The sequence below is a fragment of the Hymenobacter armeniacus genome (assembly GCF_014699055.1).
In the GTDB taxonomy this organism is placed as follows: domain Bacteria; phylum Bacteroidota; class Bacteroidia; order Cytophagales; family Hymenobacteraceae; genus Hymenobacter; species Hymenobacter armeniacus.
The window spans coordinates 560204-585360 of sequence record NZ_JACXAC010000005.1; the positions used below are offsets into that span (position 1 = coordinate 560204).

Below are 25157 nucleotides of genomic sequence, written 5' to 3' on the forward strand. Positions count from 1 at the left end.
GCACAAGCCTTTCTGATTCCTACCGTTGGCTCTCCAGCGTCTGCATGGGCGTGGCCATTTCCACGTTCGACGTATTGGGGAAGGCGAGGAAGTGCGTCACGCGCGGCTCGGCGGGGCCGCTGTGCAACCGGAGCACCTGGGCCTCCACGGCCTGGTCTTCTTTGGTGAAGCGGTGGTGCTGGCGCTGGTGCTCGCCCCAGGTGGCCACGTAGTAAAACTCGGTGAGGCGCGTGGGGTGGGCCACGTCGGCAAACACGCCAGCGCGCAGGGCGCCGTCGCGCAGGCGCAGGCGGGTCAGCTGCTCGGTGGCGGCCCGAAAGGCCGGCCAGTCGGCGGGCTCCACGTGGTATTCAATCATGATGACCACCGGGCCGTCGTCGGGGTCGATGTGGCCGTCGGTTTTGGGGTCGGGCCAGTGCTCGGCGGGGTCCAGGTTCAGGCCTTCGGCCGAGCGCATGGGGAAGGGGAAGGCCAGCAGCGCGCTGGCCACCATCCAGCCGGCCGCGATGAGCAGCGAGGTTTGGAGGGTGAGGTGGTCGGCCAGCTCGCCCCACGCCAGGCTGCCCAACGACAAACCCGCTTGAAACACCAGCATGTACACACTAATGACGCGGGCCTGCACCCACTTCGGCACGTTCAGCTGCACGGTGGTGCTGAAGCTGGTCATCACCATCAGCCAGGCAATGCCGGACAGGAACATCACCGCGTAGAGCACATAAATCTGGGCCACGAGCGCCAGCGCCAGGTTGGTGACGCCGAACATGAGCACGCCCAGCAGCACGCGCTGGTTGAAGTTGAGCCGCGAGCCGGCCCGGCCCATTAGGAAAGCCCCCGTGACGGCGCCCGCGCCCAGCCACGACAGCATCACGCCGTAGTGCCCTGAGCTCAGGTGCAGCTTGCGGGCAATGACCACCGACACCAGCGCCCACATGGCCGCCGCCCCAAACGAAAACGCAAACGTGCGCACCAGCACCCCGTAGATGGCCGGCGAATACTGCACGTAGCGCCATCCCGCCCGCAAGGCACCCAGAAAGTTCTCGGCCGGGCCGCTGGCCACGGCCTGCTCCCGCTTCCAGAAATACACCACCGCCCAGGTGCCCAGAAACGACACGCCGTTGAGCACAAACACCCAACCGGCCGAGTAATAAGCTATGATGGCCCCGCCAATGGCCGGGCCGATGGCCCGCGCAATGTTGTTGCTCACGCCGTTCAGCGTGATGGCAAACGGCAGGATGGGCCGGGGCACCAGCTCCGTGGTCACGGCCTGCCAGATGGGCGCGTTCAGGGCCGCGCCCATGCCCAGCAGGAAGGTGAAGCCCAGCACGCCATAGGCCGAAATGCCGCCCGTGAGCGTGAGCACCCCCAGAATGGACGCCACCACGGCCATGAATCCCTGCGTGAACAGCAGCAGCTTGCGGCGGTCCACCATGTCGGCCATGGCGCCAGCGGGCATGCTCAGCAAAAAAGCCGGCAGGCTGGTGGCGGCCTGCATGAGGGCCACGAGCAGGGCCGAGGTGGTGAGCGTAGTGACCAGCCACACGCCGGCCACGTTCTGCATCCAGGTGCCCACGTTGCTCACCATGCCCGCAATCCAGACGGCCCGGAAAATGGCAATGGTGAAGGGCGTGAGCAGCGTGGCCTTGGGCGGGGGTGGGGCAGTGGTCGGCGTCATCGAAAGCAGCAGAATTCTACCCTCTTCAACAATCGAAAGGGGCGAATGGCTTCCTACGGCTGAGAGCAGTAAAAGGCTTTATCTGTCATCCTGAGCGCAGCGAAGGACCTTCTCAAGACAGAACCACTTGTTCAGGCGTGAGAAGGTCCTTCGCTGCGCTCAGGATGACAGATAAAACAACGACTTTCTACCGTTTCTGCGACGACTCTCGCACCAGTAGCTTGGGCTTGAGCACGATGGGCTTGGGCGGGCCCTGGCGGTTGGGGCCGCTTTTCAGCATCTTTTGCAGCAGCTGCACCGCGGTTTTGCCCATTTGCTCGCAGCGCTGGTCCACGCTGCTCAGCATGGGCTCGGTGAGCATCGTGAACATCTCGTTGCTGAAGCCCACCACGGCAATGTCCTTGGGTACGCGCAGGCGGGCGCTCTTCACCGCCTGAATGGCGCCAATGGCGGCCAGGTCGTTGCTCGAAAACACGGCGTCGGGGCGCTGGGGCAGCTTCAGAAGCTGGCGCATGGCTGCGGTGCCGCCCTTCTGGCTCATCTCGCAAAACATGATGAGCTCGTCGTCGATGGGCAGGCCGTGGGCCTGCAGGGCGTCGCGGTAGCCCTGGTGGCGGTTTTTGTGGATGTTGAGGTGCAGCGGGCCGGTGAAGTGGGCAATGCGGGTGCAACCCTGCTCGATGAGGTGCGTCACCACCTGATAGGCGCCCTGGTAGTCGTCAATCATGACGGCGCTCACGTTGCTGCCGCTGAAATCCTCCACCACGCGGTCGAAAAACACCAGCGGAATGTTCTGCTGGCGCACGGCTTCGAAGTGGCCGAAGCTGTGCGTCGTGTTGGCCAGCGACACCAGAATGCCTTCCACCTGCGAGTTCATCAGCAGGTCGATGTTTTTCTGCTCCTGGCGCGAGTCTTCGTTCGACTGGCAAATCATCACGTTGAAGCCCAGCTTGGCGGCTTCGGTGGCGATGCCGTGCACCACCTGTGGGAAAAAGTGCCCCGTGATGTGCGGCACCAGCACGCCCAGCGTGTTGCTGCGGCCGCGGCGCAGGGCGGCGGCCAGCTGGTTGGGCTGGTAGTGCAGCTCTTCGGCCAGTTGGCGCACGCGGGCCTTGGTGGCCTCGCTCACGTCGTCGTGGTCGCTCAGGGCCCGCGAAATGGTGGAGGGGGAAAGTCCCAGCGTCTTGGCCAGGTCAGTAATGGAGGCGCGGCGATTGGCCATCTCTGTAGGTTGTAGCGAAGTGATGAAATACCCGAGCCCCGGCGCAGTGGCCGGCGCCGCCAGCCCAGGACGCGGCCGGCAGCTGCTCGTGCTTTGGTCCCGCGCTGGACCGGCGCGGGGTGCTGACAATTTACCGAAAACAGGTGGGCGCCGTGGTTAGAAGCGTCCTTTTCGGGCATAGATGGGAATTCAGCCGCAATCTACTAGCCGCAAACGAATCCGGGCCGCTGCCGCCAAAAAAGTTGCTCAGGCAATGCGCCAGCTGCATGGGCACATTCCGGCGCAAGCCGCTGCCTGGCCGCCTTTATTCTATCACCAGCCCAAATTTGGCCACCACGCCCACCAGGCCCTGCAGGGTGAACTTGGCGCCCTGCAGCGGGTTGGTTTCGGGGTCAATGATGAAGCCGGACGCGGTGGTGAAATCGGCCCCGGCCAGCCGGGTATTCTGAAACACCGCGCCCGCCAGCGTGCAGTCCTGAAACACGGCGCCGGTCAGGTCGGCGTCGGCGAAGTCGGTTTCTTCCAGCCCGCAGCCCACAAAGCGGGTGCCGGGCAGGGTGCGCCCCGCAAAGGAGGCGTAGCGCAGCTGGCACTGGTCGAAATGCACGCCAAACAGCATGTCGCGGCAGGCCGTGAACTGCAGGCCCAACAGCTTGCAGTCGGCGAAGGCCACGTTTTGCAGGGCCGTACCCGCCAGCCGCACCGTGGCCAGGTTGCAATGCTCAAACAGGCACTCGCTGAAGCGCAGCCGGCTGAAGTCGGCCCCGCTAAAGTCGCAATTCACAAACCGGTACTCGTCGAACTCGGTGTGGCTCAGCAGGTGCCGGGCGTCCCAGCCCACGGCCACATTCTCCTCAGGAAATCGGTCGGGCTTGCGAAGGGCGGCGGGCTTGCGGCGGGCGGGTTTCATGCCGGCAAAGCTACTGCTTCACCACCCGCAGTGTCTGGCTAAAGCCAGCGCCGCGCAGGTGCAGCAGGTAGGCGCCGGGCGCCAGGCTCGCCGTGCGCTGGGCGGTTTCGGCCGGCAGCCCGGCGGCCGGGCCGTGCAGCGCCAGCACCCGCTGGCCTAGCACCGACACCACGTCCAGCGTCAGGGGCTCGGTGGCGGCCAGGCCCGTTATCCGGAGGGTGAAGCCGGCGGCGGCGGGGTTGGGAAACGCCTCCATCTGCACGCCCGCCGCGGGCCGGGCGGCCGCCGTTACCACGCCGCCGAAGTTCAGCCCGATGAGCACGGGGTCGTGGTCGGAAGAGCGGAAGGGACTGCTGACGTCGGTGGCCGCGCCGGCCACGTCGTATTCCAGAAATTCGGGCTCGGCGGCGTTGATGTGCCACTTTTCCACGGCGGCGTAGCCCAGCAGGTTGGGCGTAAGCACGGCGTGGTCGAGGGAGCCGCTCAGGCCGCTGAACACGTAGGAGGCGCTGCTGGCCGGGCTGCCCAGCACGAAGCCGACGGCGCGCAGAATGTCCATGGGGTCTTCTTCGTAGTTGGCGTTGTAGTCGCCCACGCTCACCACGTAGCGCGTGCCGGCGGGCAGCACCGTGCCGTTGATGAATTGCACCAGGGCCGTGGCCTGCTGCTTGCGGCGCAAGTTGCTGGCGCCCTGGCCGTCGCCCTGGTCGGCATTGGCGCCGCTGCCGCTGGCTTTCGACTTGAGGTGGTTGACGACCAGCGCAAACGTGTCGCGCGCCGCCGTGCGCGTCGTGATGAAGAGCTGGGCCACCGGCGGGCGCTCGAACACGCCCGTAACGCTGGCCAGCAGCACGTTGCCGTAGGGCGTCACGGCCGCCGGCTTGTAGATGATGGCGCAGTGAATGAGGTCGGTGTTGTTGGGCTGGCGTAGCACGCCGTCGTTGACGATGGCGTAGGTGCCAGCGCCCAGCGCCTGGTTCAGGCCATTCACCAGGTCCTGAATGGCCGAGTTGGGCCCGGTGCCGTCGTTTTCAATCTCAATCAGGCCTACCACGTCGGCGTTCATCTGGGCAATGGCCGTGATGATTTTGGCGCGCTGGCGGTTGAAGTCGGCCAGGGTGAGGGCCCCGCGCGAGGTGGGAAAGCCGCCGCCCGCGCCGTCGCCGTTGAAGTAGTTGAGCACGTTGAAGCTGGCCAGCTTCACCGACAGCGGGCTGAACGTGGGCACCGGCGGGCGCACCGTCGTCACCACCGGGGCGGCGCCCGGCAGGGGCTGCACGCGCCACTTGCTGGAGCCGTAGCCCAGAATGCCGCGCAGGCTGGCAATGGTGCTGCCCACGCGCACGGTGCCGGTGGCGGCGTCGAGGTAGGGCGTGGGGGAGGGGTTGAGGGCGGCCAGGCCGTCGTCGAGCAGCAGCGACTTCTGCACGTTGGCGGCCTGGTAGGCGTTCACGGCGGGCACGTTGGTGGTGCCGGTGCTGCTGGTGCCGGTGGCCGGGTCGTCGTTGGGGTCGACGTACTGCGTGGGCTGGTACACCAGGCCCTGGGTCGAGATGTTGAGCTCGCCGCGCGACTTCAGGGTGGCCACGTCGGATACCGTGACCGGCGCCGAAAACTGCACCAGCATGCCTTCGAAGGCCTCCGCATCGGCAATGGCGAAGGTGGCATTGTTCAGCAGCGTAAAGGGCGGCAGGTTCTGGCCCGCGGCCAATACCGTGACGGTGGGGCTGGTGAGAACGGCTTGGTTGAACGAGGGCGTGGTGGGCATTTCCTGCACGGCGCCGGTGACGCGCACGCGCGTGCCGGCCGCCACGGTGGGGGCCGTCTGCACCACGTACAGGGCGTCGGAGGTGGCGGGGTCGCCGTCGGCGCCGGCCGTCTCGTTCTGCACATAAAAGCCGGCCGGGCTCAGCCCGGGGTACACGGCCGTCACGATGCCCTCGACGGTGTAGGTGCCCGCCGTGGCCAGGGCGCCGCTGGTTTGAATGGTGCCGATGGGCGTGACGGTTTGGGCCCGGGCCAGCGTGCTGGCTGCGGCCAGCAGCGCCGTGAGAACAGCCCCGCGCGAGGCCGTGTAAAGCTTTATCATGCAGTTCAACATCAACATAACCCAAATGCGGGGCTATAAATGTACTGCGCATTGGCCCAGCGGCTGGCGCGGCCCAAAAACCTGTGGCGTAATGCCATGCCCGAATGCTGTGGCAACAAAGCCCCGCCTTCGGCACGTACGTACAGCAGCCATTAGGTTTTCCACATTTCCACGTTCCTGCCCCATGTTTCAAGACCACCCTACCGCGCCCGCCGCTACCGATTCGGAATCGCGCCACGACGAGTCGCGCCGCCAGTTCATCAACCACGCGGGGCGCGGCCTGCTGGCCGTGGGCGTGGCCAGCGCCCTGCCCGTGGCCGCCGCCGAAGCCGCGACTGCCGAAGCCGGCGCCCCGCCCGTAACCGGCCCGCTCGACATCAAGCTGCCCCCGCTGGAAGCGCCCACCGACCCCAAGGGCTCGGAGCCCTTCAACCCCGACGCGCCCGAGCGACGCGTGGGCTACGCCCTGGTGGGCCTGGGCCACCTCACGCTCAATGAAATCCTGCCCGCCTTCGGCCAGAGCAAGCACGCCAAGCCGGTGGCCCTGGTGAGCGGCGACCCCGAAAAAATGCGCAAAGTGGCCCAGCAATACGGCATCAAACCCAGCAGCTGCTACTCCTACCAGACCTACGACAACCTCAAGGACAACCCCGAGGTGGAGGTGATTTACATCGTGCTGCCCAACTCCATGCACCACGAGTTCACGCTGCGGGGCGCCAAGGCCGGCAAGCACATCCTCTGCGAAAAGCCCATGGCCAACTCGGCCAAAGAGTGCGAGGAAATGATAGAGGCCTGCAAAAAAGCCGGCAAAAAGCTCATGATTGCCTACCGCATTCAGTACGAGCCGCTGAACCGCATGGCCATGCAGCTGGTGCGCGACAAAGCCTACGGCAAGGTGAAGCTGCTGCAAATGGTGAACAGCCAGAACCAGGCCCACGACCAGCAGTGGCGCCACAAAAAGGCCCTGGCCGGCGGCGGCGCCCTGCCCGACATCGGCCTGTACTGCCTCAACACCAGCCGTTTCCTGCTGGGCGAGGAGCCCACCGAAGTCTCGGCCCAGATATATACCACACAGGGCGATGCCCGCTTCAAGGAAGTGGAAGAAAACGTGACGTTTACCCTGCGCTTCCCCAGCGGGGTCATTTCGCAGTGCATGACGGGCTACGGCACTTTCAACAGCAAGAGCTACATGGTGCACTGCGAGGAAGGCACCATCAAGATGGACCCGGCCTTCACCTACCAGGGCCTGCACCAGGAGCGGGTGCGCGCGCCCAAAAGCAAGCAGCTGAAGGAAACGCCCAACGACCCCATGAAGGACCAGTTTGCCCTGGAGCTCGACCACATGGCCGAGTGCGTGCGCCAGAACAAAACCCCCTACACGCCTGGCGAAGAAGGCCTGCAAGACCAGCGCCTCATGGAGGCCATCTACCAGTCGGCCCGCGAAAACAAGCCCGTGAAGCTGCCCGCCGTGAGCAAGCTGGATGCCTTCCGGGGCTCGCCGCCGCAGGAGCAGGAGGCGTAGCGAGTTGGTCTACTCGTCTGACGTTGACGCCTCACCCCCTGACCCCCTCTCCTCAGGGAGAGGGGCACCGGTTATTCTTCTGTATAAATCGGCTGACTCTCCTCTCCCTGAGGAGAGGGGCAGGGGGTGAGGCACCCGCAACAACTTTAACTTCAACCCCACCACCATGCGCACCATCAAGCAGCAGCACCGGGCCATCAATGCCCCCATTGCCGACCTCGTCACGTACCGGGCGCTGCCCACGGCGTCGGTGGAGTACATCGACCCGTTTCTGTTTCTGAACCACCACGGCCCGCAGGTGTACCGGCCCAACAACAACGGCCTGCCCTTCGGCCCGCACCCGCACCGCGGGTTCGAGACGGTGACCTTCATTCTGGAAGGCGATATTCTGCACAAGGACACGGGTGGGCACGAAAGCGTGATAAACGCTGGCGGCATTCAGTGGATGACGGCCGGCAGCGGCCTGGTGCACGCCGAGGTGTCGTCGGAGCAGTTCAAGCAAGCGGGCGGGCCGCTCGAAATCCTGCAGCTGTGGGTGAACCTGCCGGCCAAGGACAAGATGGTGGCCCCGCGCTACATCGGCCTGCAACAGGAAGAAATCCCGACTGTGACGCTGGAGGGCGGCGTGGTGGTGCACGCCGTGTCGGGCGAGTGGGCCGGCACCGCCGGGGCCGTGCAGCCGCTGGCCGACGTGGCCCTGGCTTGGCTGGAGCTGCCGGCCGGCAGCCGCGTCGCGCTGCCGGTGGCCGCCGAGCGCAACATTTTCTTCTACGTGGTGCGCGGCACGGTGCAGGTGAACGGCGCCGAGGCCAAGGCCCGCCAGCTGGTCGAATTCAACCACGATGGCGACGAGCTGGCCCTGGCCGCCGACGAGGAAGCACTGTTGCTGCTGGGCCACGCGCTGCCGTTTGGCGAGCCAGTGGTGAGCTACGGGCCGTTTGTGATGAACACCGAAGCCGAGATTCAGCAAGCGTACCGCGACTACCAAAGCGGAGCATTCGGCGCCTGGAAAGGCTAGTTGGGCGAAAAGTATGGGGCGCCGTGCAACCTCAGCCGCCGGTTGGTGGTTGAGGCGTGCACCCCTCTTTCAACGCCACCCGCCGCAACTGCCGCCGGACGCCCGGCTCTGCCCCACGTTTTAGATGCTCAAGTCACCCGTTCGCACCCTCTATTTCGAAAACAGCATTGGCCGCATTTGGGAAGAACCCGGCGGCTATGTGCGGCTGGAATACCGGCCCGGCCCGCGCGAAACGGTGCAGTTTCGGGCCATTCTCACGCACTTGGGCCAGGCCCTGGCCCGCCACCGCTGGTCGAAGGCCCTCATCGACCAACGCGAGATGGCGCCCTTCACCCCGGCCGAACTCGACTGGATGACCAACGAATGGCTGCCCGGTGCCGTGCGCGAGTGCGGCTACCGCCACGGGGCAGCCCTGGTGGCGCACGACGTATTTGCCCGCCTGGCCATGAACCAGCTCGTGATGGCCAGCCGCGGGCTGAACCACACCTACCGCACGTTTGAGAGCGAAGAAGAGGCCACTGCCTGGCTGGCGCAGGTGCCCGACGGACGCTGAGCGAACGGGGCATTTCCCACCATCAACAACCAGAAGCCCGGGCTTGCCTCAGAGCAACCCCGCCACCACGTTGATGGCCAGGGCCACGATGGTGGTGTTGAAGGCGAAAGCCATAAGGCTGTGAAACAGCACCAATTGCCGCATGCGCAGCGAGGTAATGCTGACGTCGGCGGTTTGGGACGTCATGCCAACCACAAAGGAGAAGTAGACAAAATCCCAGTAGGAGGTTGGCCCGGCGCCGACAAAAAGCAGGCCGGCATCGGCCCCCGCGTTCTTTTGCAGGGTGAAATAGGTGTGCGCGTAGTGCAGAGCAAACAGCGTGTGCATCAGGCACCAGGTGCTGCCAATGGCCACCACCGAAACCGAGATGTTCTCAATCCGCTCTTCCCGGGCCATGGCCTGCAGGTTGTGCAGCAGCAGCACCACGGCCACGATGCTGATGGTGGTGCCCACGAAGGTGGTCAGCAGCAGCAGCAGCCACGTCTTGTCGGGGTGCAAGGCCCTGACGACGTGAAACATGTCGGCCGCGCGCGTATGGAAAATGGTTATCCAGCTCAGCAGCAGCACGCTTAGCACGAACCCGTCCCAGCCCATGAGCAGCCGGGTGAGGAGCAGGAAATCGGGCGGGGCCAGCCGGTAGCACAGCCCGCCGATGGCCAGGGCCAGCACCACGTGGAGCAAGCGCGCCACCAGCCCCGGCCGCAAAGGCGCCAGCGCCGAGAGTCGCGTAGAAAGGGCAGCGTCCATGGCACACGAAACGGTTACGTTAAGACCCGGCCGCCTGCCCCCTGCCCCAACCGCGCCGCCCCAGCCGGTGGCCCCTCAACAGGCCCGAACCTCCCCTAATATACGACAATGCCGGGACGTTTGGGGCGTCCCGGCATCGACCTCAGGCCACGGGCGAAGGCTGGGCCGGGGCATTGGCCGCCACGTCTACCTGCCCGGCCAGCAGGTCTTCAAACGTCTGGCGCTTGCGAATCAGGCGCAGTTCGCCGCTTTCGTCCAGCAGCACTTCGGCCGGGCGGGTGCGCGAGTTGAAGCTGCTGCTCATCTCGAAGCCGTAGGCGCCGGCGTTGTGGAAAGCCAGCAGGTCGTTTTCGCGGATGTCGGGCAGCAGCCGGTCCCAGGCAAAGGTGTCGGTTTCGCAAATGTTGCCCACCACGGTATACAGCCGTTCCGTGCCCTTGGGGTTGGTGAGGTTGCTGATGTGGTGGTAGCTGTCGTAGAACATGGGCCGGATGAGGTGGTTGAAGCCCGAATTCACGCCCGCAAACACGGTGGCCGTGGTTTGCTTCACCACCGCCACGTTCACCAGCAGGAAGCCGCTTTCGCTCACCAGGTATTTGCCCGGCTCGAACCAGCATTCCAGCTCGCGGCCGTATTCTTTCTCAAACGACTTGAAGGCCGCGGCCACTTGCTGGCCCAGCGCGTTCACGTCGGTTTCGGGGTCGCCGGGCTTGTAGGGCACTTTAAAGCCCGAGCCGAGGTCCAGAAACTCCAGCTCCGGAAAGCGCGTGGCCGCGTCGAACAGGATTTCCAGGGCCCGCATGAACACGCCCACGTCCTTGATTTCGGAGCCCGTGTGCATGTGCAGGCCGCGCACGTGCAGGCCGGTGCCCTTCACCACGCGCTCGAGGTGGCGCATCTGGTGGATGCTGATGCCGAATTTGGAGTCGATGTGGCCGGTTTGAATCTTGTAGTTGCCGCCCGCCTCAATGTGCGGGTTCAGGCGCACGCACACCGGGTACGAGCCGCCAAACGTGGCCCCAAAGCGCTCCAGCAGCGAGATGTTGTCGATGTTGAGGTTAACGCCCAGCTCCTTGGCTTCCACCAATTCCTCAAACGTGACGCTGTTGGGCGTAAACAGAATGTCGTCGGGCGCGAAACCCACGTGCAGCCCCAGCTTCACCTCGTTGATGCTCACGCAGTCGAGCCCCGAGCCCAGGCTGTGGATGTGGCGCAGAACGGACACGTTGCTCAAGGCCTTGCACGCATAAAAGAAGCGCGTTTTATGCCCCGAAAAAGCCGTGGTCAGCTTTTTATACTGCCGCGTGATGGTCGCGGAATTATACACGTAGAGAGGGGTGCCGAATTGGTCGGCGGCGGCGCGCAGCGCATCGTTAATACCTGACATAATCACAAAAGTACGGCCCGTGAAGGTCGTTGACGGTTTCGACGTCCATACGAACGTCATGCAGAGCGCGCCACAGCGTTTTGCGTGCTTCGGCGCGCTCTGCATGACGTTATTTTGAAGCACTTAATTCCCCATTGTCCCAATGTCTGCTCCCCTCGAAGCCTGGCTGCGCGGCCCCATTGCGGGCGTGCCCCCGCTGCTCCAACCCGTAGCCCACGCCCTGCTGCAGGCCCGCGACGAGCTACACGAAGCCTTGCACGATTTTCCGCCCGCGCTCCTGAACGAGCGGCCGGCGGGCGTGGCTTCCGTGGGCTTCCACCTGCAGCACCTGGCCGGCGTGTTAAATCGCCTGCTGACCTACGCCCGCGGCGAGGCGTTGTCGGAAAGCCAGTTTGCCGATTTTCACGCCGAAGTGCCGCCCCTCTCCATCGCGCCCGACACGGTGCAACAGCTCGTGGCCCGCTTCAACCACGAAGTAGACGCCGCCCTGCAGCAGCTAAAAGCCACCCCCGAAACCAGCCTGGCCGAAGGGCGTGGCGTGGGCCGGGCGCAGGTGCCCTCCACCGTCATCGGCATCCTCACGCACGCCGCCGAGCACACCACGCGCCACCTGGGCCAGCTACTGGTGACAGCGAAATGGGTGCGCAGTTTGGCATAAAGCCCAAAGGCCGTCATACTTCGCTGGCGCTCTGCCGGACGGACTTTTGAGGAAAACTTATCGCGGCCCGGCCACCGTCTGCACGCGCGGCTTGGCGCGCTCGTACTGCGGCGGCCAGGGCATTTCGGCGCCCAGCTCGTGGGCCGCAAACAGCGGGAAATAGGGCTCGCGCAGGAACTCGCGGGCCAGCAGCACCAGGTTGGCCTGGCCGTTGGCCAGAATGGCCTCGGCTTCGGCCGGGTTGGTGATGAGGCCCACTGCGCCCGTGCGGATGCCGGCCTCTTCCTTGATGCGCTCGGCAAACTGCACCTGGTAGCCGGGGCCCACAGGGATGCTGGCCTTGGGCACGTTACCGCCGGTGGAGCAGTCTATCAAGTCCACGCCGCGGGTTTTGAGCGCGGCGGCCAGCTGCACGGCTTCGTCGGCGTTCCAGCCGCCTTCTACCCAGTCGGTGGCCGAAATGCGCACGATGAGCGGCCGTTCTTCGGGCCATACTTCGCGGGTGGCCGCCACCACGTCCAGCAGCAGGCGGATGCGGTTGTCGAATGAGCCGCCGTACTCGTCGGTGCGGTGGTTGCTCAGCGGCGACAGAAACTGGTGCAGCAGGTAGCCGTGCGCGGCGTGCAGCTCAATCACCTGGTAGCCCGCCGCCAGGCAGCGCTGCGCGGCCGTGCGGAAATCAGCAATAACCTGCTGAATGCCTTGCGCATCGAGGGCCTTGGGCTGCGGGTAGCTGTCGGAAAAAGCCTCGTTGCCGGGGCCCACCACTTGCCAGCCGCCTTCGCTGGCGGGCACCGCGCCCTCGCCGCGCCAGGGGGCGTAGGTGCTGGCCTTGCGGCCGGCGTGGGCCAATTGAATGCCGGGCACGCTGCCCTGCGCCGTGATGAATTCGTTGATGCGCCGGAGCATGGGCACGTGCTCGTCTTTCCAGATGCCGAGGTCTTCGGGGCTGATGCGGCCTTCCGGCGACACGGCCGTGGCTTCTTGGATGATGAGGCCGGCGCCGCCCACGGCGCGGCTGCCCAAGTGCACGAGGTGCCAGTCGTTGGCGAAGCCGTCGGTGGCGCTGTACTGGCACATGGGCGACACCACGATGCGGTTTTTCAGCGTGACGCCGCGCAGGGCCAGGGGTTCAAATAGCTTTATCATAAGGGGCAAAAAGTAAGGTCGGGAAGCAAGCCTTCTTAACCTGATTTCAGCCCTTGGGGTTATAAACGGCGATGGTGACTTGCCCGCATCGACTTTCGAAAAAGCCTGTCATCCTAAGCGCAGCGAAGGGCCTTCTCACGCCTGAACAAGTCGTTCAAAAGTGAAAAGGTCCTTCGCTGCGCTCAGGATGACAGAAGGTGCGCGGCACGACGCTCACTCAAATAATCGTGCTCAGCCCGATTTCTACGTTGTTTTTATTCCACTGCTTCTCGTTCGAATCTGCAATCCAGAAGGCGATGTAATTGCCGACTTCCTCGGTGGTATAGGGCGCGGTGGGGTTTAGCTCCTTGGTCAGGACGCCGTTGTGGAGAGCTTCGTCTACGGCTTCGCGCACCAGGGCGGCTTCGGCGTCCAGCTCCAGGTGCTCCAGTAGCATGGCGGCCGAGAGAATGGTGGCAATGGGGTTGGCGATGCCTTTGCCCTTGGCCTGCGGGTAGGAGCCGTGAATGGGCTCGAACAGTGCCACCCGCTCGCCCACTGACGCCGAGGGCAGCAGGCCCAGCGAGCCCGCAATCACCGAAGCCTCGTCTGAGATGATGTCGCCGAACATGTTTTCGGTCAGAATCACGTCGAACTGCGTGGGGCTGAGGATGACCTGCATGGCCGCGTTGTCGACGAACAGGTAATCCACGGCCACTTCCGGGTACTCGGCGGCCATTTCGCGCACCACTTCGCGCCACAGGCGGGAGGTTTCCAGCACGTTGGCCTTGTCCACCAGCGTCAGTTTCTGCCGGCGGCCAGCCGCGGCGCGGAAGGCCAGGTGCGCAATGCGCTCAATCTCAGGGCGGCTGTAGGTGCAGTGGTCGTAGGCGGCTTCGCCGTCGGCGGTGCGGCCTTTGTCGCCGAAGTAGATGCCGCCGGTCAGCTCCCGAAAAATGAGCAGGTCGGTGCCTTCGATGCGCTCGCGCTTCAGGGGGGAATGCTCCAGCAGCACGCTGTAAGCCGTCACGGGACGGATGTTGGCAAACAAACCCAGCGACTTGCGCAGGCGCAGCAGGCCCTGCTCGGGGCGCACCTTGGCGGTGGGGTCGTGGTCGTACTTTGGGTCGCCGATGGCCCCGAGCAGCACGGCATCAGCGGCGCGGCAGGCGTCGAGGGTTTCGTCGGGCAGCGGGTTGCCGGTGGCGTCGATGGCGCAGGCACCCATCAGGTAGCTCTGCATGTCGAAGCGGTGGCCGAAGCGGCCGGCCACGGCTTCCAGCACCTTCACGGCCTGCCGACAGACTTCGGGCCCGATGCCATCGCCGGGCAACACGGCTATTTTCTTGCTTACCATGACCAGGTTCGGTTTTGTTCGTAGGCTTCGATGGCGGGCTTCTGGCTCACCAGGTAGTCGATGTCGTCGTAGCCGTTAATCAGGCACTCCTTCTTGTAAGGGTCGAGGTCGAAACGGATGACTTCGCCGGTGGCCGGCACGTGCAGCGTTTGCTCCCGCAGGTTCACCACGAATTGCACGTGGGCGTCTTCCTCCACCAGGGCAAACAGTCGGGCCAGCTCGGCATCGCTCACTTGCAGTGGTAGCAGGCCGGTGTTGAGCGCGTTGCCGCGGAAAATGTCGGCGAAGTAGCTCGAAATCACTACCCGAAAACCGGCGTCGTACAGCGCCCAGGCGGCGTGCTCGCGGCTGGAGCCGCAGCCGAAATTCTTGCCCGCCAGCAGAATCTGCCCGCTGAAACGCGGGTCGTTCAGCACGAAATCGGGCTTGAAGCTGCCGTCCGGGTTGCGCCGCCAGTCGCAAAACAAGTTCTCGCCGAAGCCCTCGCGCGTGGTCGCCTTCAGAAAACGGGCCGGAATAATCTGGTCCGTATCGATGTTTTCGAGCGGCAGCGGGACGGCGGCGGAATACAGGGTCTGGAATTTTTCCATTGGGAATTCGACGAAATCAGTTGTCATCCTGAGCGCAGCGAAGGACCTTATCACGACTGTGCTGTTTCAGTTACTGCAAATCGTTCGAAGGTGAAAAAGGCCTTCGCTGCGCTCAGGATGACAGAAAAGACTCAATTTAAATACTGCGTGATGTCCACAATTTTGCCCTGCACGGCCGTGATGGCGGCCACCAGCGGCGAGGCCAGCAGCGTGCGCGAGCCCGGCCCCTGCCGCCCCTCGAAGTTGCGGTTGGAGGTGGCCACGCAGTAGGCGCCGGCGGGAATTTTGTCCTCGTTCATGGCCAGGCAGGCGCTGCAGCCGGGTTCGCGCAGCTCAAAGCCGGCATCGGCCAGAATTTTGTCCAGGCCTTCGGCCCGGGCTTGCTGCTCCACCTGCTTCGAGCCGGGCACGATGATGGCCTCCACGTGCCGGGCCTTCTGCTTGCCTTGCACGTAGGCCGCCACGGCCCGCAGGTCCTCGATGCGCGAATTGGTGCAGCTGCCAATGAAGACGTAGTCGATTTGCTTGCCCAGCAAGCTTTCGCCCCGCTGGAAGCCCATGTACTGCAGCGACTTATCAAAGCTTTCGGCTTCGCTGGCCGGCACTTCGCTGGGAATGTGGCCATTCAGCGCAATGCCCATGCCGGGGTTGGTGCCGTAGGTTATCATCGGCGCAATGGCGGCCGCGTCGAAGCGGTGCTCGGCGTCGAACACGGTGTCCTCATCGGAATACAGCGTTTGCCAGTAGGCCACGGCTTGCTCCCAGGCGGCTTCTTTAGGGGCGTAGGGGCGGCCCTGCACGTAGGCAAACGTGGTTTCATCGGGCGCGATGAGGCCGCCGCGGGCGCCCATCTCAATGCTCATGTTGCACACCGTCATGCGGCCTTCCATGCTCAGGCTGCGCACGGCGCTGCCGGCGTATTCCACGAAGTAGCCGGTGGCCCCGCCCGTGCCCAGCTGCGCAATGATGTACAGAATCAGGTCCTTGGCCGTGACGCCGGGCCGCAGCGCGCCGTCCACGGTGATGCGCATGCGCTTGGGGCGGCTCAGGAGCAGGCACTGGGTGGCCATCACCTGCGCCACCTGGCTGGTGCCGATGCCGAAAGCCACCGCGCCAAACGCGCCGTGGGTGGAGGTGTGGCTGTCGCCGCACACAATGGTGGTGCCGGGCAGCGTGAGGCCCAGCTCGGGCCCGATGACGTGCACAATGCCCTGGCGCTGGTGGCCCAGGCCATACAGCTCCACGCCGTACTTGGCGCAGTTAGCCGTGAGCGTGTCCACCTGCGAGCGGCTCAGCGGCTCCTCAATGGGCAGGTGCTGGTTGCGGGTGGGCACGTTGTGGTCGGCCGTGGCCAGGATGCGGCTGGGGCGAAACAGCGGCAGTTCGCGGGCTTCGAGCTCGTCGAAAGCCTGCGGGCTGGTCACCTCGTGGATGAGGTGCCGGTCGATATACACGATGTCCAGGCCGCCCGGCGCGGCTTTCACCACGTGCGCCTCCCAGATTTTATCGAATAAGGACTTGGCCATTGGGGTGGGGCGACGAGACGCATCCTTGCGTCTCGTCGTTGGGTGCTTTGGGAGAGGAAACGAGGCGTTATTTATCGTTCGACGACGAGGCGCAAGGATGCGTCTCTACATCTTTCAGCCGCCTGCTGGGGTAAAATCAGCGGCAGTGGGTGCTGCTTGCTGAATCACGGCGACTCCGTAGCTAATCCAGTCAGTGAAGCGCGGCGGTTGCGGGGTTTCCGGTTGGGGAGGCTGGCTGCTGGGTTGGGCGGGGCCGGCGGCGAGGGGGCGGTATTCTTCGGGAGTCGTCATGGGTTAGTTGGCGGCTACTAGGTTTTCTTGTTCTACAAGGGCGTGCAGGTCGTCGTCCACCACCTCGCGCTTGCGGTCGGCGAGTTCGAGAAAGCACGCGTAGGCTTTGTTCAGGGCCGTTTTTTCGAAATCATAGCCCAGCTTCTGGAGGCGGTAGGCCAGCGCGGCGCGGCCGGAGCGGGCCGTGAGCACGATGGACGAATCGGCCACGCCCACTTCCCGCGGGTCGATGATTTCATAGGTTTCGCGGTGCTTGATGATGCCGTCCTGGTGGATGCCACTGCTGTGCGAGAAGGCGTTGGCGCCCACAATGGCCTTGTTGGGCTGCACGGGCATGGTCATCAGGTGCGACACCATGGCCGAGGTTTCGGCCAGCAGGCGGGTGTTGATGCGGGTGTCGAGGTGGAGGTAAGGGTGCTGGCGCAGTATCATCACCACTTCCTCCAGGGCCGTGTTGCCGGCCCGCTCGCCCACGCCGTTGATGGTGCACTCAATCTGGCGGGCGCCGTTCATCACGCCGGCAATGGAGTTGGCGGTGGCCAGGCCCAGGTCGTTGTGGCAGTGCGTGGACAGCCGCACCGTGTGAATGCCGCGCACGTTTTCGTGCAGAAACTTGATTTTGGCGCCGTATTCCTGGGGCAGGCAGTAGCCGGTGGTGTCCGGAATGTTGAGCACCGTGGCGCCGGCCCGGATGGCGGCCTCGCACACGCGGGCCAGGAATTCGTTGTCGGTGCGGCCGGCGTCTTCGGCGTAAAACTCCACGTCGTCCACGAAGCTTTTGGCCAGCTTCACCGCCGCCACGGCGCGGGCCAGCACGTCCTCCCGTGTGGTGCAGAGCTTGTGCTGAATGTGCACGTCCGATGTGCCAATGCCGGTGTGAATGCGCGGGTAGCGGGCCGGGCGCAGGGCCTCGGCGGCCACCCGAATGTCGTTTTCGACGGCCCGCGAGAGGCCGCACACGGTGGCTTCGCGGGTTTGGGCGGCAATGGCCTGCACGGCGGCAAAGTCACCGGGGCTCGACACCGGAAAGCCGGCCTCGATGACGTCGACGCCGAGCTGCTCGAGCTGGCGGGCAATGAGAAGCTTCTCGTCGCGGTTTAGCTTGCAGCCCGGCACCTGTTCGCCGTCGCGGAGCGTGGTATCGAAGATTTGGATTTGCTGCGGAGACATGCTACAATCGCCCGGAAACGCCGGGCGGGGCCGTTGAAATAGGCTGGCAAGTAGCGGCCGCGTTTGCGGCATGAAAACCGCCATTTTACCGTTTCTACTATTTCTAATCGGCGGGATTTGCAGAGTAATACCTTGTGGGATAATAGGTTGCATCAGGACGTTATACAATGCCAAACAAGAGCCAAGAACCCGTTTTTCAGTTGGTAAAATCGTTGACGCGCTCCGAAAAGCGCCATTTCCGCCTGTTCACCAACCGGCAGAGCGCAAGCGAAGACCTCAAGTTTTTGCAGCTCTTCGACGCCCTCGACGCCGCCGACACTTACGACGAGGCCCAGGTGCTGGCCCAGGTGCCCGCCCTCAAGCGCGTGCAACTCGCCAACCTCAAGGCCAACCTTTACCGGCAGGTGCTCTCCAGCCTGCGGGTGTACCACGCCGGCCAAAACCCCGACATTCAGCTGCACGAGCAGCTCGACTACGCCCGCGTGCTCTACAACAAGGGCTTCTACCAGCAGGCCTTGCGCATGCTGGAAAAAGTGAAGCAGCAGGCCCGCCAGGCCGAAATGCCGCACATCGTGCTGCTGGCTCTCGACTTTGAGAAGCTCATCGAAAGCCAGTACATCACGCGCAGCCTGAAAGACCGCGCCGAAACCCTCACCACCGAAGCCACGGACACGGTGGCGCACTTGGCCAACCAGCACGCGCTGTCCAACGCCGCGCTGCGCCTCTACGGCCTCTACCTGAAGGCCGGCCACGCCCGCAACCGCGCCGACCACGCGCGCATCACGGCGTTTTTCCGCGAAAACCTGCCGGCTGCCGAAGACAGCCGCGGCGGCTTTTTCGAGAAGCTGTATTTCTACCAGGCGCAGGTGTGGTACCACACGCTGAGCCAGAATTTCCGGGCCAGCTACCGCTACGCCCAGAAGTGGGTCGACCTCTTTGAGCAGGCCCCGCCCATGAAGGAGCTGCAAACCATGCTCTACATCAAAGGACTGCACAACCTGCTGGCGGCGCTCTATAACATGCTTTACTACAGCAAGTTCATGCAGGTGCTGAAAAGGCTGGAAGACTTCGCGGCCAACCAGACCCGGCGCAGCAGCCCCAACACCGAAATCCTGCTGTTCCAGTACATCTACACCAACAAAATCAACGCCTACTTCCTGGAGGGCCGCTTCACCGAGGGCCTGGCCATCATCCCGGAGCTGCTCGAGCAGCTGGACCACTTCAAACCCCAGCTCGACATCCACCGCACGCTGGTGTTTTACTACAAGATTGCCAGCCTCTACTTCGGCAGCGGCGAGTACGAGAAGGCCATTGAGTACCTCACGCTCATCATTCAGCACAAAGACCTGAGCCTGCGCGAGGACCTGCAGTGCTTTGCCCGCATCCTCAACCTCATTGCCCACTACGAAGCCGGCGACGACGCCAGCCTGGAATACCAGGTGCGCTCCGTGTACCATTTTCTGGGCAAGATGGACGAGCAGCAGCCCATGCAGGTCGAGATATTCCGGTTCCTGCGCCAGCTGGGTGGCATTGCGCCGCCGCAGGTGCGCGAGGCCTTCATCGACCTCAAAGAGAAGCTGACGGTCATTGCCGCCAATCCCTACGAAAGCCGGCCCTTTCTGTACCTGGACATCATTTCGTGGCTGGAAAGCAAGATTTCCAACGTGCCGGTGCAAGACGTGATGAAGCGCAAGTTCCGGCAGATGAAGTGATGTAGCGTGGCCTCTGCGAGTCCACGCGACGGTACCTTTGCCACTCCGCTGCTATCCCATTCTCCATGTTGGCCCCGGCCTTTTTGCTGCTATTCAACCTGTTTTGCCGCCTGCCGCCGGGCCCGAAAGCGGGCATTGTGTTTCCGGTCCCCAGCGGGGTGCCCAACCAGCTTTTCTACCTGCAGCGCGACCCCAATACCAACACCGTCATCTACCAACTGAACGTGGACCGCGCCGGCCGCCTCAACGAGGACGAGCCCGTGAACGCCTTCTGGATTCGCTACGACGAGCACGGCGAGCGCAAGGAGCTGAACTTCATTCAGGGCAAGTTTGCTTATGGCCTCACGGCCGAAAAACTCGCCGCCGACAAGTTTGAGCTGAAGTTTGCGGCCTATAGCAAGGTGCGGTTTTTCCTGCTGAAGTCGCCGGTCGACAAGGCGTTTCACGTCTACACCACCATTGCCGGCAAGCAGCTGCAGCTCGAGCGTGTGTATTTGCGCATCGAGGGCGGCACGTTTTGGGTGCCGAACGTAAGATACCTGGAGTTCAAGGGGCTGAACACGGCCACCCGCGAGCCGGCAGTGGAACGGGTGCTGCCGTAGCTGCCGCCGGGCTTTTCGGTTGGAGTTGCGGCGGTTGTGCGTAACTTGCCACCGCAAACCCGCACCACCGATGTTCCAGACGCGCTACTTTTTCGGCTATTACTACTTCTACGCCACCGCGTAGAACGAGCCGCCGCGTAGCTAACCTCAGCCAACTCCAGCGCCGCTCGTTCATCGGGAAGGCGCTTTTTTATTGCCCAATTCACTCATGGTACCCACGCAGCAAGTGTTTTTTTATTACGGCTATACCTTCTTCTATTCGAAGAAGCCGGCCCGCTGTTGCCCGAGGTGACCACACCACACTCGCTGCCAACCACCCCAGGGCCCCGCACTACGGAGGCCCTTTTTTATTGCCCAATTCTAGTTGTCAGTTGCTCGTTGTCAGTTGTTAGCCTCACATGGCACAGACTACTGAGTAAATAGCCGGACAACTGACAACGAGCAACTGACGACTAACAACTAACGCTACACCATGCCCAAGCACGTTTCCATCCAGGGGTTCCAGGGAAGTTTTCACGAAGTGGCAGCCCGGCAGTTTTTCGGCGCGGCGCCGGCGCTGCTGCCCTGCGCCACCTTCGCGGCCGTGGTGGCCCACGTGGTGCACGGCACCGCCGAGGCCGGCCTGATGGCCATGGAAAACTCGCTGGCCGGCAGCATCCTGCCCAACTACCTGCTGCTGGAGCGCCACCCCGTACGGGTAACGGGCGAGGTGTACCTGCCCATTCATCAGCACCTGCTGGCGTTGCCCGGCACCACGCTGGCTGCCGTGCAGCAGGTGCACTCGCACCCCATGGCCCTGCGCCAGTGCGGCGAGTTTCTGGACCGTCACCCGCACTGGAAACTGGTCGAAACCGACGACACCGGCCACAGCGCCCAGCTGCTGGCCCAGCACCGCACGCCCGGCGTGGCCGTGGTGGCCGGCGCCCAGGCGGCCGAGCAGTTCGGCCTGCACATCCTGGCGCCCGCCATTCACGACGACCCGCACAACTACACCCGCTTCCTGGTGCTGGAGCACGCCGACAGCGCCCGCCCCGACCCGCTGGCCGACAAAGCCTCGCTCTACTTCTGCGCGCCACACGCGCCCGGTCGCCTGGCCGCCGTGCTCGCCCGCGTGGCCGCCCACGGCCTAAATCTGAGCAAGCTGCAGTCGTGCCCCCGCCCCGGCCAGCCCTGGCACTACGGCTTCCACGCCGATGTGGAATGTGAAAATCCGGCGCAGCTGGAGGCCCTGCTGGCCGATTTGGCCCCCGTAACCGAAGAACTGCGCGTGCTGGGCGCCTACCGCCGTGGCCACTGGAATACCGCAGCTTCCCAAACCATCGACGCCCAAGTAGCGCCGCAATTGACTTAAAATCATGAAAACAGCTTCCGCAGCACGCCTGCAAGTGCCCGTTGCCAGCCGCCTGGCCCACACCGGCGAATACTACTTCTCGCGCAAGCTGCGCGAGCTGGCCGCCCTGAACGCCGCCGGCGCCAACATCATCAACCTGGGCATTGGCAGCCCCGATTTGCCTCCGCACCCCAGCGTGGTGGCGGCGCTCAGTGCCAGCGCCGCCCAGCCCACCGCCCACGGCTACCAAGGCTACCAAGGCACGCCGGCGCTGCGCGGGGCCATGGCCGCTTTCTACCAGCGCCACTACGGCGTGACGCTCGACCCGGCCAGCGAAATCCTGCCGCTGCTGGGCTCGAAAGAAGGCCTCATGCACGTGGGAATGACGTTTTTGGAAGCGGGCGACGTCGTGCTCATTCCCAACCCCGGCTACCCGACCTACCGGGCCGTGGCCGAAATCTGCGGGGCCGAGGTGCGCGAATACGACCTCACCGCCGCCCGCGGCTGGCTGCCTGACTTGGACGCGCTGGCTCAAACCGACCTTTCGCGGGTGAAGCTCATGCTGGTGAACTACCCGCACATGCCCACCGGCGCTTCGGCCGACGCGGCTTTTCTGGCGCAATTGGTGGCTTTTGCGAAGGTGCACAGCATCCTGCTGGTGCACGACAACCCCTACGGCTTCATCCTGAATGAAACGCCGCCGGTGAGTTTGCTCTCGGTGCCCGGCGCCCGCGAAGTGGCTCTGGAGCTGAACTCGCTCAGCAAATCGCACAACATGGCCGGCTGGCGCGTGGGCATGCTCTGCGGCCGCCCCGACCTGCTGGCCGACGTCCTCCGCTTCAAAAGCAACATGGACTCGGGGATGCTGCTGCCGGTGCAGCAAGCTGCGGTGGCTGCCCTGGCCCTAGGCGACGACTGGTTCGCGGAATTGAACGCCACCTACCGCGTCCGCCGCGAATTGGTGCTTGAACTGCTGCGCGCCGTGGGCTGCGAACCCGCTCCGGGCCAGGTGGGCCTGTTCATCTGGGCCGCGGTGCCGGCCGAGTACGCCGACGGCTACGCCCTGAGCGACGCCGTGCTGGCCGAAGCCCGGGTATTTCTGACGCCGGGCGGCATTTTCGGCAGCAACGGCCTGGGCTACGTGCGCGCCAGCCTTTGCCAGCCAGAAAGCGTGTTGCGCGAGGCCCTGGAGCGAGTTCGTGTCACCATTCCTTCTGTCAACTCATGAACGTCACCATCATTGGCCTCGGCCTCATTGGCGGCTCGCTGGCGCTTAGCCTGCGCCAGCACGGGCTGGCCCAGCATTTTATTGGGGTGGAAGCAAGCCCGGTCCACGCGCGCCGGGCGCTGGAACTGGGCCTGGTCGATGCAATCGAAACTGACCTTGCCGCTGCCGTGCGCCGGGCCGATTTGGTGGTGGTGGCCGTGCCCATGGACGCCATGGTGGCCGTGCTGCCGCTCGTGCTCGATGCCACGGCGCCGCATCAGGTGGTGATTGATGTGGGCTCGACGAAGGGCACCTTGCTGGCGGCCGTGGCCGCACATTCGCGCCGGGGCCGTTTTGTGGCCGTGCACCCCATGGCCGGCACCGAATACTCCGGCCCCGATGCGGCCACGCAGGGCCTGTTTGACGGCAAAACCGTGGTGCTCTGCGACACCGAGCACAGCGACCCCGACGCCGTGCAGCTGGTCGAAAAGCTGTTTCACGCGCTGCCCATGCGCCTGCTGTACCTCGACGCGGCGGCCCACGACCTGCACACGGCCTACGTGTCGCACATCTCGCACATCACCTCGTTTGCGCTGGCGCTCACGGTGTTGGAGAAAGAGAAGGAAGAGCAGCGCATCTTCGACCTGGCCAGCGGCGGCTTTGCCTCCACCGTGCGCCTGGCCAAAAGCTCGCCCGCCATGTGGGTGCCCATCTTCCGCCAAAACCGCCTCAACGTGCTCGATGTGCTCGATGAGCACCTGCACCAGCTGCAGCACCTGCGCGACCTGCTGGCGCGGGAAGACTACGACGGCCTCACCCAGCAAATTCAACAAGCCAATCACATTCGCAAAATCCTGCCTTAGCAGGCAGAACAACATAAAAAAGCCCGTCATGCTTCGGCTGCGCTCAGCATGACGACCTAAAAACTAATAGCTAATCAATCCCATGAATTCATCCGCCATCCCCGCCATGAAATCCGCGCTGTTCAACCGCCAGCCCGACGACAAGCCTTTCCTTATTTCCGGGCCCTGCTCGGCCGAAACCGAGGAACAGGTGCTCGAAACCTGCCAGCGCCTGGCCGCCACCGGCAAGGTGCAGGCCCTGCGCGCCGGCATCTGGAAGCCCCGCACCAAGCCCGGCATGTTCGAGGGCGTGGGCACCAAAGGCCTGCCCTGGCTCAAGAAAGCCAGCGAGCTGACCGGCCTGCCCACGGCCGTGGAAGTGGCCACCGCCAAGCACGTCGAAGACTGCCTGGCCTTTGGCATCGACATTCTGTGGGTGGGCGCCCGCACCACCGGCAACCCGTTTTCGGTGCAGGAAATTGCCAATGCCCTGCGCGGCGTCGACGTGCCGGTGCTGGTGAAAAACCCCATTCACCCGGAGCTGGAGCTGTGGGTGGGCGCCGTGGAGCGCCTGCAAAAAGCCGGCCTCACGCACGTGGGACTCATTCACCGGGGCTTTTCGAGCTACGGCAACACCGATTTCCGCAACGCGCCCATGTGGCACCTGCCCATTGAGATGAAGCGCCGCATGCCTGACATGCCGCTGCTCTGCGACCCCAGCCACATCTGCGGCCGGCGCGACACGCTGGCGGCCGTGGCCCAGCAGGCCCTCAACCTCGGTTTCGACGGCAACATGATTGAAAGCCACATCGACCCGGACGCGGCCTGGAGCGACGCCAAGCAGCAAATCACGCCGGAAGTGCTGCGCGACCTGATTGAAGACCTGGTGTGGCGCCACGAGAGCACCGACAAGCGCGAGTACCTCACCGCGCTGGCTAGCTTCCGCGAGCAAATCAACCAGCTCGACGCCGAGATTATGCAGCTACTAGGCCGCCGCATGGCCGTGGCCGAAAAAATCGGGCAGTACAAAAAGGAAAACGACATCACCATTTTGCAAACAGCACGCTTTAATGAAGTGCTGGAGCGGTCTATGCGTCAAGGGCATTCAGTAGGCTTATCGACGGAATTTGTGGAGCAATACCTTGCGGCTGTACATTTGGAATCCATCAACCGCCAAAACAAGGTGATGGAAAGCTAGCCCAGAAAGTCAATCTGATTTTAGACTAAGGATTGACTATTGAAAAAATCACAAATCGTTTTGTGCGGGTTTTGTACTCGTATCATAAAGAAAAGCCGCCCTGCAGTGAGTAGGGCGGCTTTTTGTTGTTGGGTGAGATGATGTGTTTATGATTTACGGCGGTTGCGCAGGCGTTTAAGACCGTAGGCCGCGCCGGCCGCCAGCAGCAGCGAGGCGCCGCCGTCCAGAGGCACCTCTGCGGCGGGTGTGCCGGGCGTGGGGCCGCCCGAGCCAGGACCCTGGGCTTGGGCTTCGGAGGCGGCTCCAGCCAGGAGAGTGAAGGCAGCCACCGCCAGGGCTCTGCGCCGGATGTTGGTGTTTTTCATAATGCTATTGATGCAAAAGATGAGAAGCAAAACCGTGTCTGCCTCCGGGGGCCGCCAATTA

At 64.0% G+C, this 25157-nt stretch carries 22 protein-coding genes; 10 read left to right on the forward strand and 12 right to left on the reverse strand.

Annotated elements, in window-relative coordinates:
• Positions 1–19: 19 nt before the first annotated feature.
• From IC234_RS17105 to IC234_RS17120, 4 genes are all read right to left on the reverse strand, one after another.
• A complete protein-coding gene (locus IC234_RS17105) occupies positions 20–1672 on the reverse strand; it encodes an MFS transporter (RefSeq protein ID WP_190926947.1) in 1653 nt (550 codons plus the stop codon).
• Positions 1673–1859: 187 nt separating this feature from the next.
• On the reverse strand, positions 1860–2894 hold the full coding sequence (locus IC234_RS17110) for a LacI family DNA-binding transcriptional regulator (RefSeq protein ID WP_190926950.1): 1035 nt from the start codon (positions 2892–2894) through the stop codon (positions 1860–1862).
• 304 nt (positions 2895–3198) lie between these two features.
• Entirely contained in the window at positions 3199–3804 is a 606-nt protein-coding gene (locus IC234_RS17115) for a pentapeptide repeat-containing protein (RefSeq protein ID WP_190926952.1), read from the reverse strand.
• A 10-nt stretch (positions 3805–3814) separates the two neighbouring features.
• Positions 3815–5893, reverse strand: a complete 2079-nt coding sequence (locus IC234_RS17120) for an ExeM/NucH family extracellular endonuclease (protein WP_190926954.1) — start codon at positions 5891–5893, stop codon at positions 3815–3817.
• A gap of 184 nt (positions 5894–6077) precedes the next feature.
• Here IC234_RS17120 and IC234_RS17125 point away from each other — a divergent pair, with 184 nt between their 5' ends.
• The 3 genes from IC234_RS17125 to IC234_RS17135 all read left to right on the forward strand — a co-directional run bounded on the left by IC234_RS17125 (position 6078) and on the right by IC234_RS17135 (position 8986).
• On the forward strand, positions 6078–7415 hold the full coding sequence (locus tag IC234_RS17125; protein ID WP_190926956.1) for a Gfo/Idh/MocA family protein: 1338 nt from the start codon (positions 6078–6080) through the stop codon (positions 7413–7415).
• Between the two features lie 166 nt (positions 7416–7581).
• Complete coding sequence (locus tag IC234_RS17130; protein ID WP_190926958.1) at positions 7582–8433, forward strand: pirin family protein; 852 nt, start codon at positions 7582–7584, stop codon at positions 8431–8433.
• Positions 8434–8557: 124 nt separating this feature from the next.
• On the forward strand, positions 8558–8986 hold the full coding sequence (locus IC234_RS17135) for a SpoIIAA family protein (RefSeq protein ID WP_190926960.1): 429 nt from the start codon (positions 8558–8560) through the stop codon (positions 8984–8986).
• Between the two features lie 48 nt (positions 8987–9034).
• Here IC234_RS17135 and IC234_RS17140 read toward each other — a convergent pair whose 3' ends face one another.
• Together IC234_RS17140 and lysA are read right to left on the reverse strand one after the other, a co-directional pair.
• Entirely contained in the window at positions 9035–9733 is a 699-nt protein-coding gene (locus IC234_RS17140) for a DUF1345 domain-containing protein (protein WP_190926962.1), read from the reverse strand.
• Positions 9734–9875: 142 nt separating this feature from the next.
• A complete protein-coding gene (lysA, locus tag IC234_RS17145; protein ID WP_190926965.1) occupies positions 9876–11120 on the reverse strand; it encodes a diaminopimelate decarboxylase in 1245 nt (414 codons plus the stop codon).
• A 142-nt stretch (positions 11121–11262) separates the two neighbouring features.
• Between lysA and IC234_RS17150 the strand changes: the two genes are divergently transcribed.
• Positions 11263–11778, forward strand: a complete 516-nt coding sequence (locus tag IC234_RS17150) for a DinB family protein (protein WP_190926967.1) — start codon at positions 11263–11265, stop codon at positions 11776–11778.
• A gap of 57 nt (positions 11779–11835) precedes the next feature.
• Here the strand turns inward: IC234_RS17150 and IC234_RS17155 are convergent, their stop codons facing one another.
• The 5 genes from IC234_RS17155 to IC234_RS17175 all read right to left on the reverse strand — a co-directional run bounded on the left by IC234_RS17155 (position 11836) and on the right by IC234_RS17175 (position 17840).
• Positions 11836–12927, reverse strand: a complete 1092-nt coding sequence (locus tag IC234_RS17155; RefSeq protein WP_190926970.1) for an NADH:flavin oxidoreductase/NADH oxidase — start codon at positions 12925–12927, stop codon at positions 11836–11838.
• A 217-nt stretch (positions 12928–13144) separates the two neighbouring features.
• Positions 13145–14263, reverse strand: a complete 1119-nt coding sequence (gene leuB, locus IC234_RS17160; protein ID WP_190926972.1) for a 3-isopropylmalate dehydrogenase — start codon at positions 14261–14263, stop codon at positions 13145–13147.
• Positions 14257–14853, reverse strand: a complete 597-nt coding sequence (leuD, locus tag IC234_RS17165; protein ID WP_190926974.1) for a 3-isopropylmalate dehydratase small subunit — start codon at positions 14851–14853, stop codon at positions 14257–14259. The genes leuB and leuD overlap by 7 nt, the downstream gene beginning before the upstream one ends.
• A gap of 131 nt (positions 14854–14984) precedes the next feature.
• Positions 14985–16379, reverse strand: coding sequence for a 3-isopropylmalate dehydratase large subunit (gene leuC, locus IC234_RS17170; RefSeq protein ID WP_190926976.1), 1395 nt, complete (start codon positions 16377–16379; stop codon positions 14985–14987).
• Positions 16380–16673: 294 nt separating this feature from the next.
• A complete protein-coding gene (locus tag IC234_RS17175) occupies positions 16674–17840 on the reverse strand; it encodes a 2-isopropylmalate synthase (protein ID WP_190926978.1) in 1167 nt (388 codons plus the stop codon).
• Between the two features lie 212 nt (positions 17841–18052).
• Here IC234_RS17175 and IC234_RS17180 point away from each other — a divergent pair, with 212 nt between their 5' ends.
• From IC234_RS17180 to IC234_RS17205, 6 genes are all read left to right on the forward strand, one after another.
• The gene (locus IC234_RS17180; RefSeq protein ID WP_223827733.1) at positions 18053–19552 is read left to right on the forward strand and encodes a hypothetical protein; all 1500 of its coding nucleotides are present in this window, start codon (positions 18053–18055) and stop codon (positions 19550–19552) included.
• Between the two features lie 65 nt (positions 19553–19617).
• A complete protein-coding gene (locus IC234_RS17185; RefSeq protein ID WP_190926982.1) occupies positions 19618–20154 on the forward strand; it encodes a DUF4833 domain-containing protein in 537 nt (178 codons plus the stop codon).
• A 472-nt stretch (positions 20155–20626) separates the two neighbouring features.
• The gene (locus IC234_RS17190; protein WP_190926984.1) at positions 20627–21505 is read left to right on the forward strand and encodes a prephenate dehydratase; all 879 of its coding nucleotides are present in this window, start codon (positions 20627–20629) and stop codon (positions 21503–21505) included.
• Between the two features lie 4 nt (positions 21506–21509).
• The gene (locus tag IC234_RS17195) at positions 21510–22712 is read left to right on the forward strand and encodes a pyridoxal phosphate-dependent aminotransferase (RefSeq protein ID WP_190926987.1); all 1203 of its coding nucleotides are present in this window, start codon (positions 21510–21512) and stop codon (positions 22710–22712) included.
• Positions 22709–23554 (forward strand): prephenate dehydrogenase, encoded by an 846-nt coding sequence (locus IC234_RS17200; RefSeq protein WP_190926989.1) that lies wholly within the window; start codon positions 22709–22711, stop codon positions 23552–23554. Before IC234_RS17195 ends, IC234_RS17200 begins: the two co-directional genes overlap by 4 nt.
• 82 nt (positions 23555–23636) lie before the next feature.
• Positions 23637–24731, forward strand: a complete 1095-nt coding sequence (locus IC234_RS17205) for a chorismate mutase (RefSeq protein ID WP_223827734.1) — start codon at positions 23637–23639, stop codon at positions 24729–24731.
• A gap of 146 nt (positions 24732–24877) precedes the next feature.
• On the opposite strand, the gene IC234_RS17210 is transcribed toward IC234_RS17205, so the two are convergent.
• The gene (locus IC234_RS17210) at positions 24878–25096 is read right to left on the reverse strand and encodes a PID-CTERM protein-sorting domain-containing protein (protein ID WP_223827735.1); all 219 of its coding nucleotides are present in this window, start codon (positions 25094–25096) and stop codon (positions 24878–24880) included.
• Positions 25097–25157 lie beyond the last annotated feature (61 nt).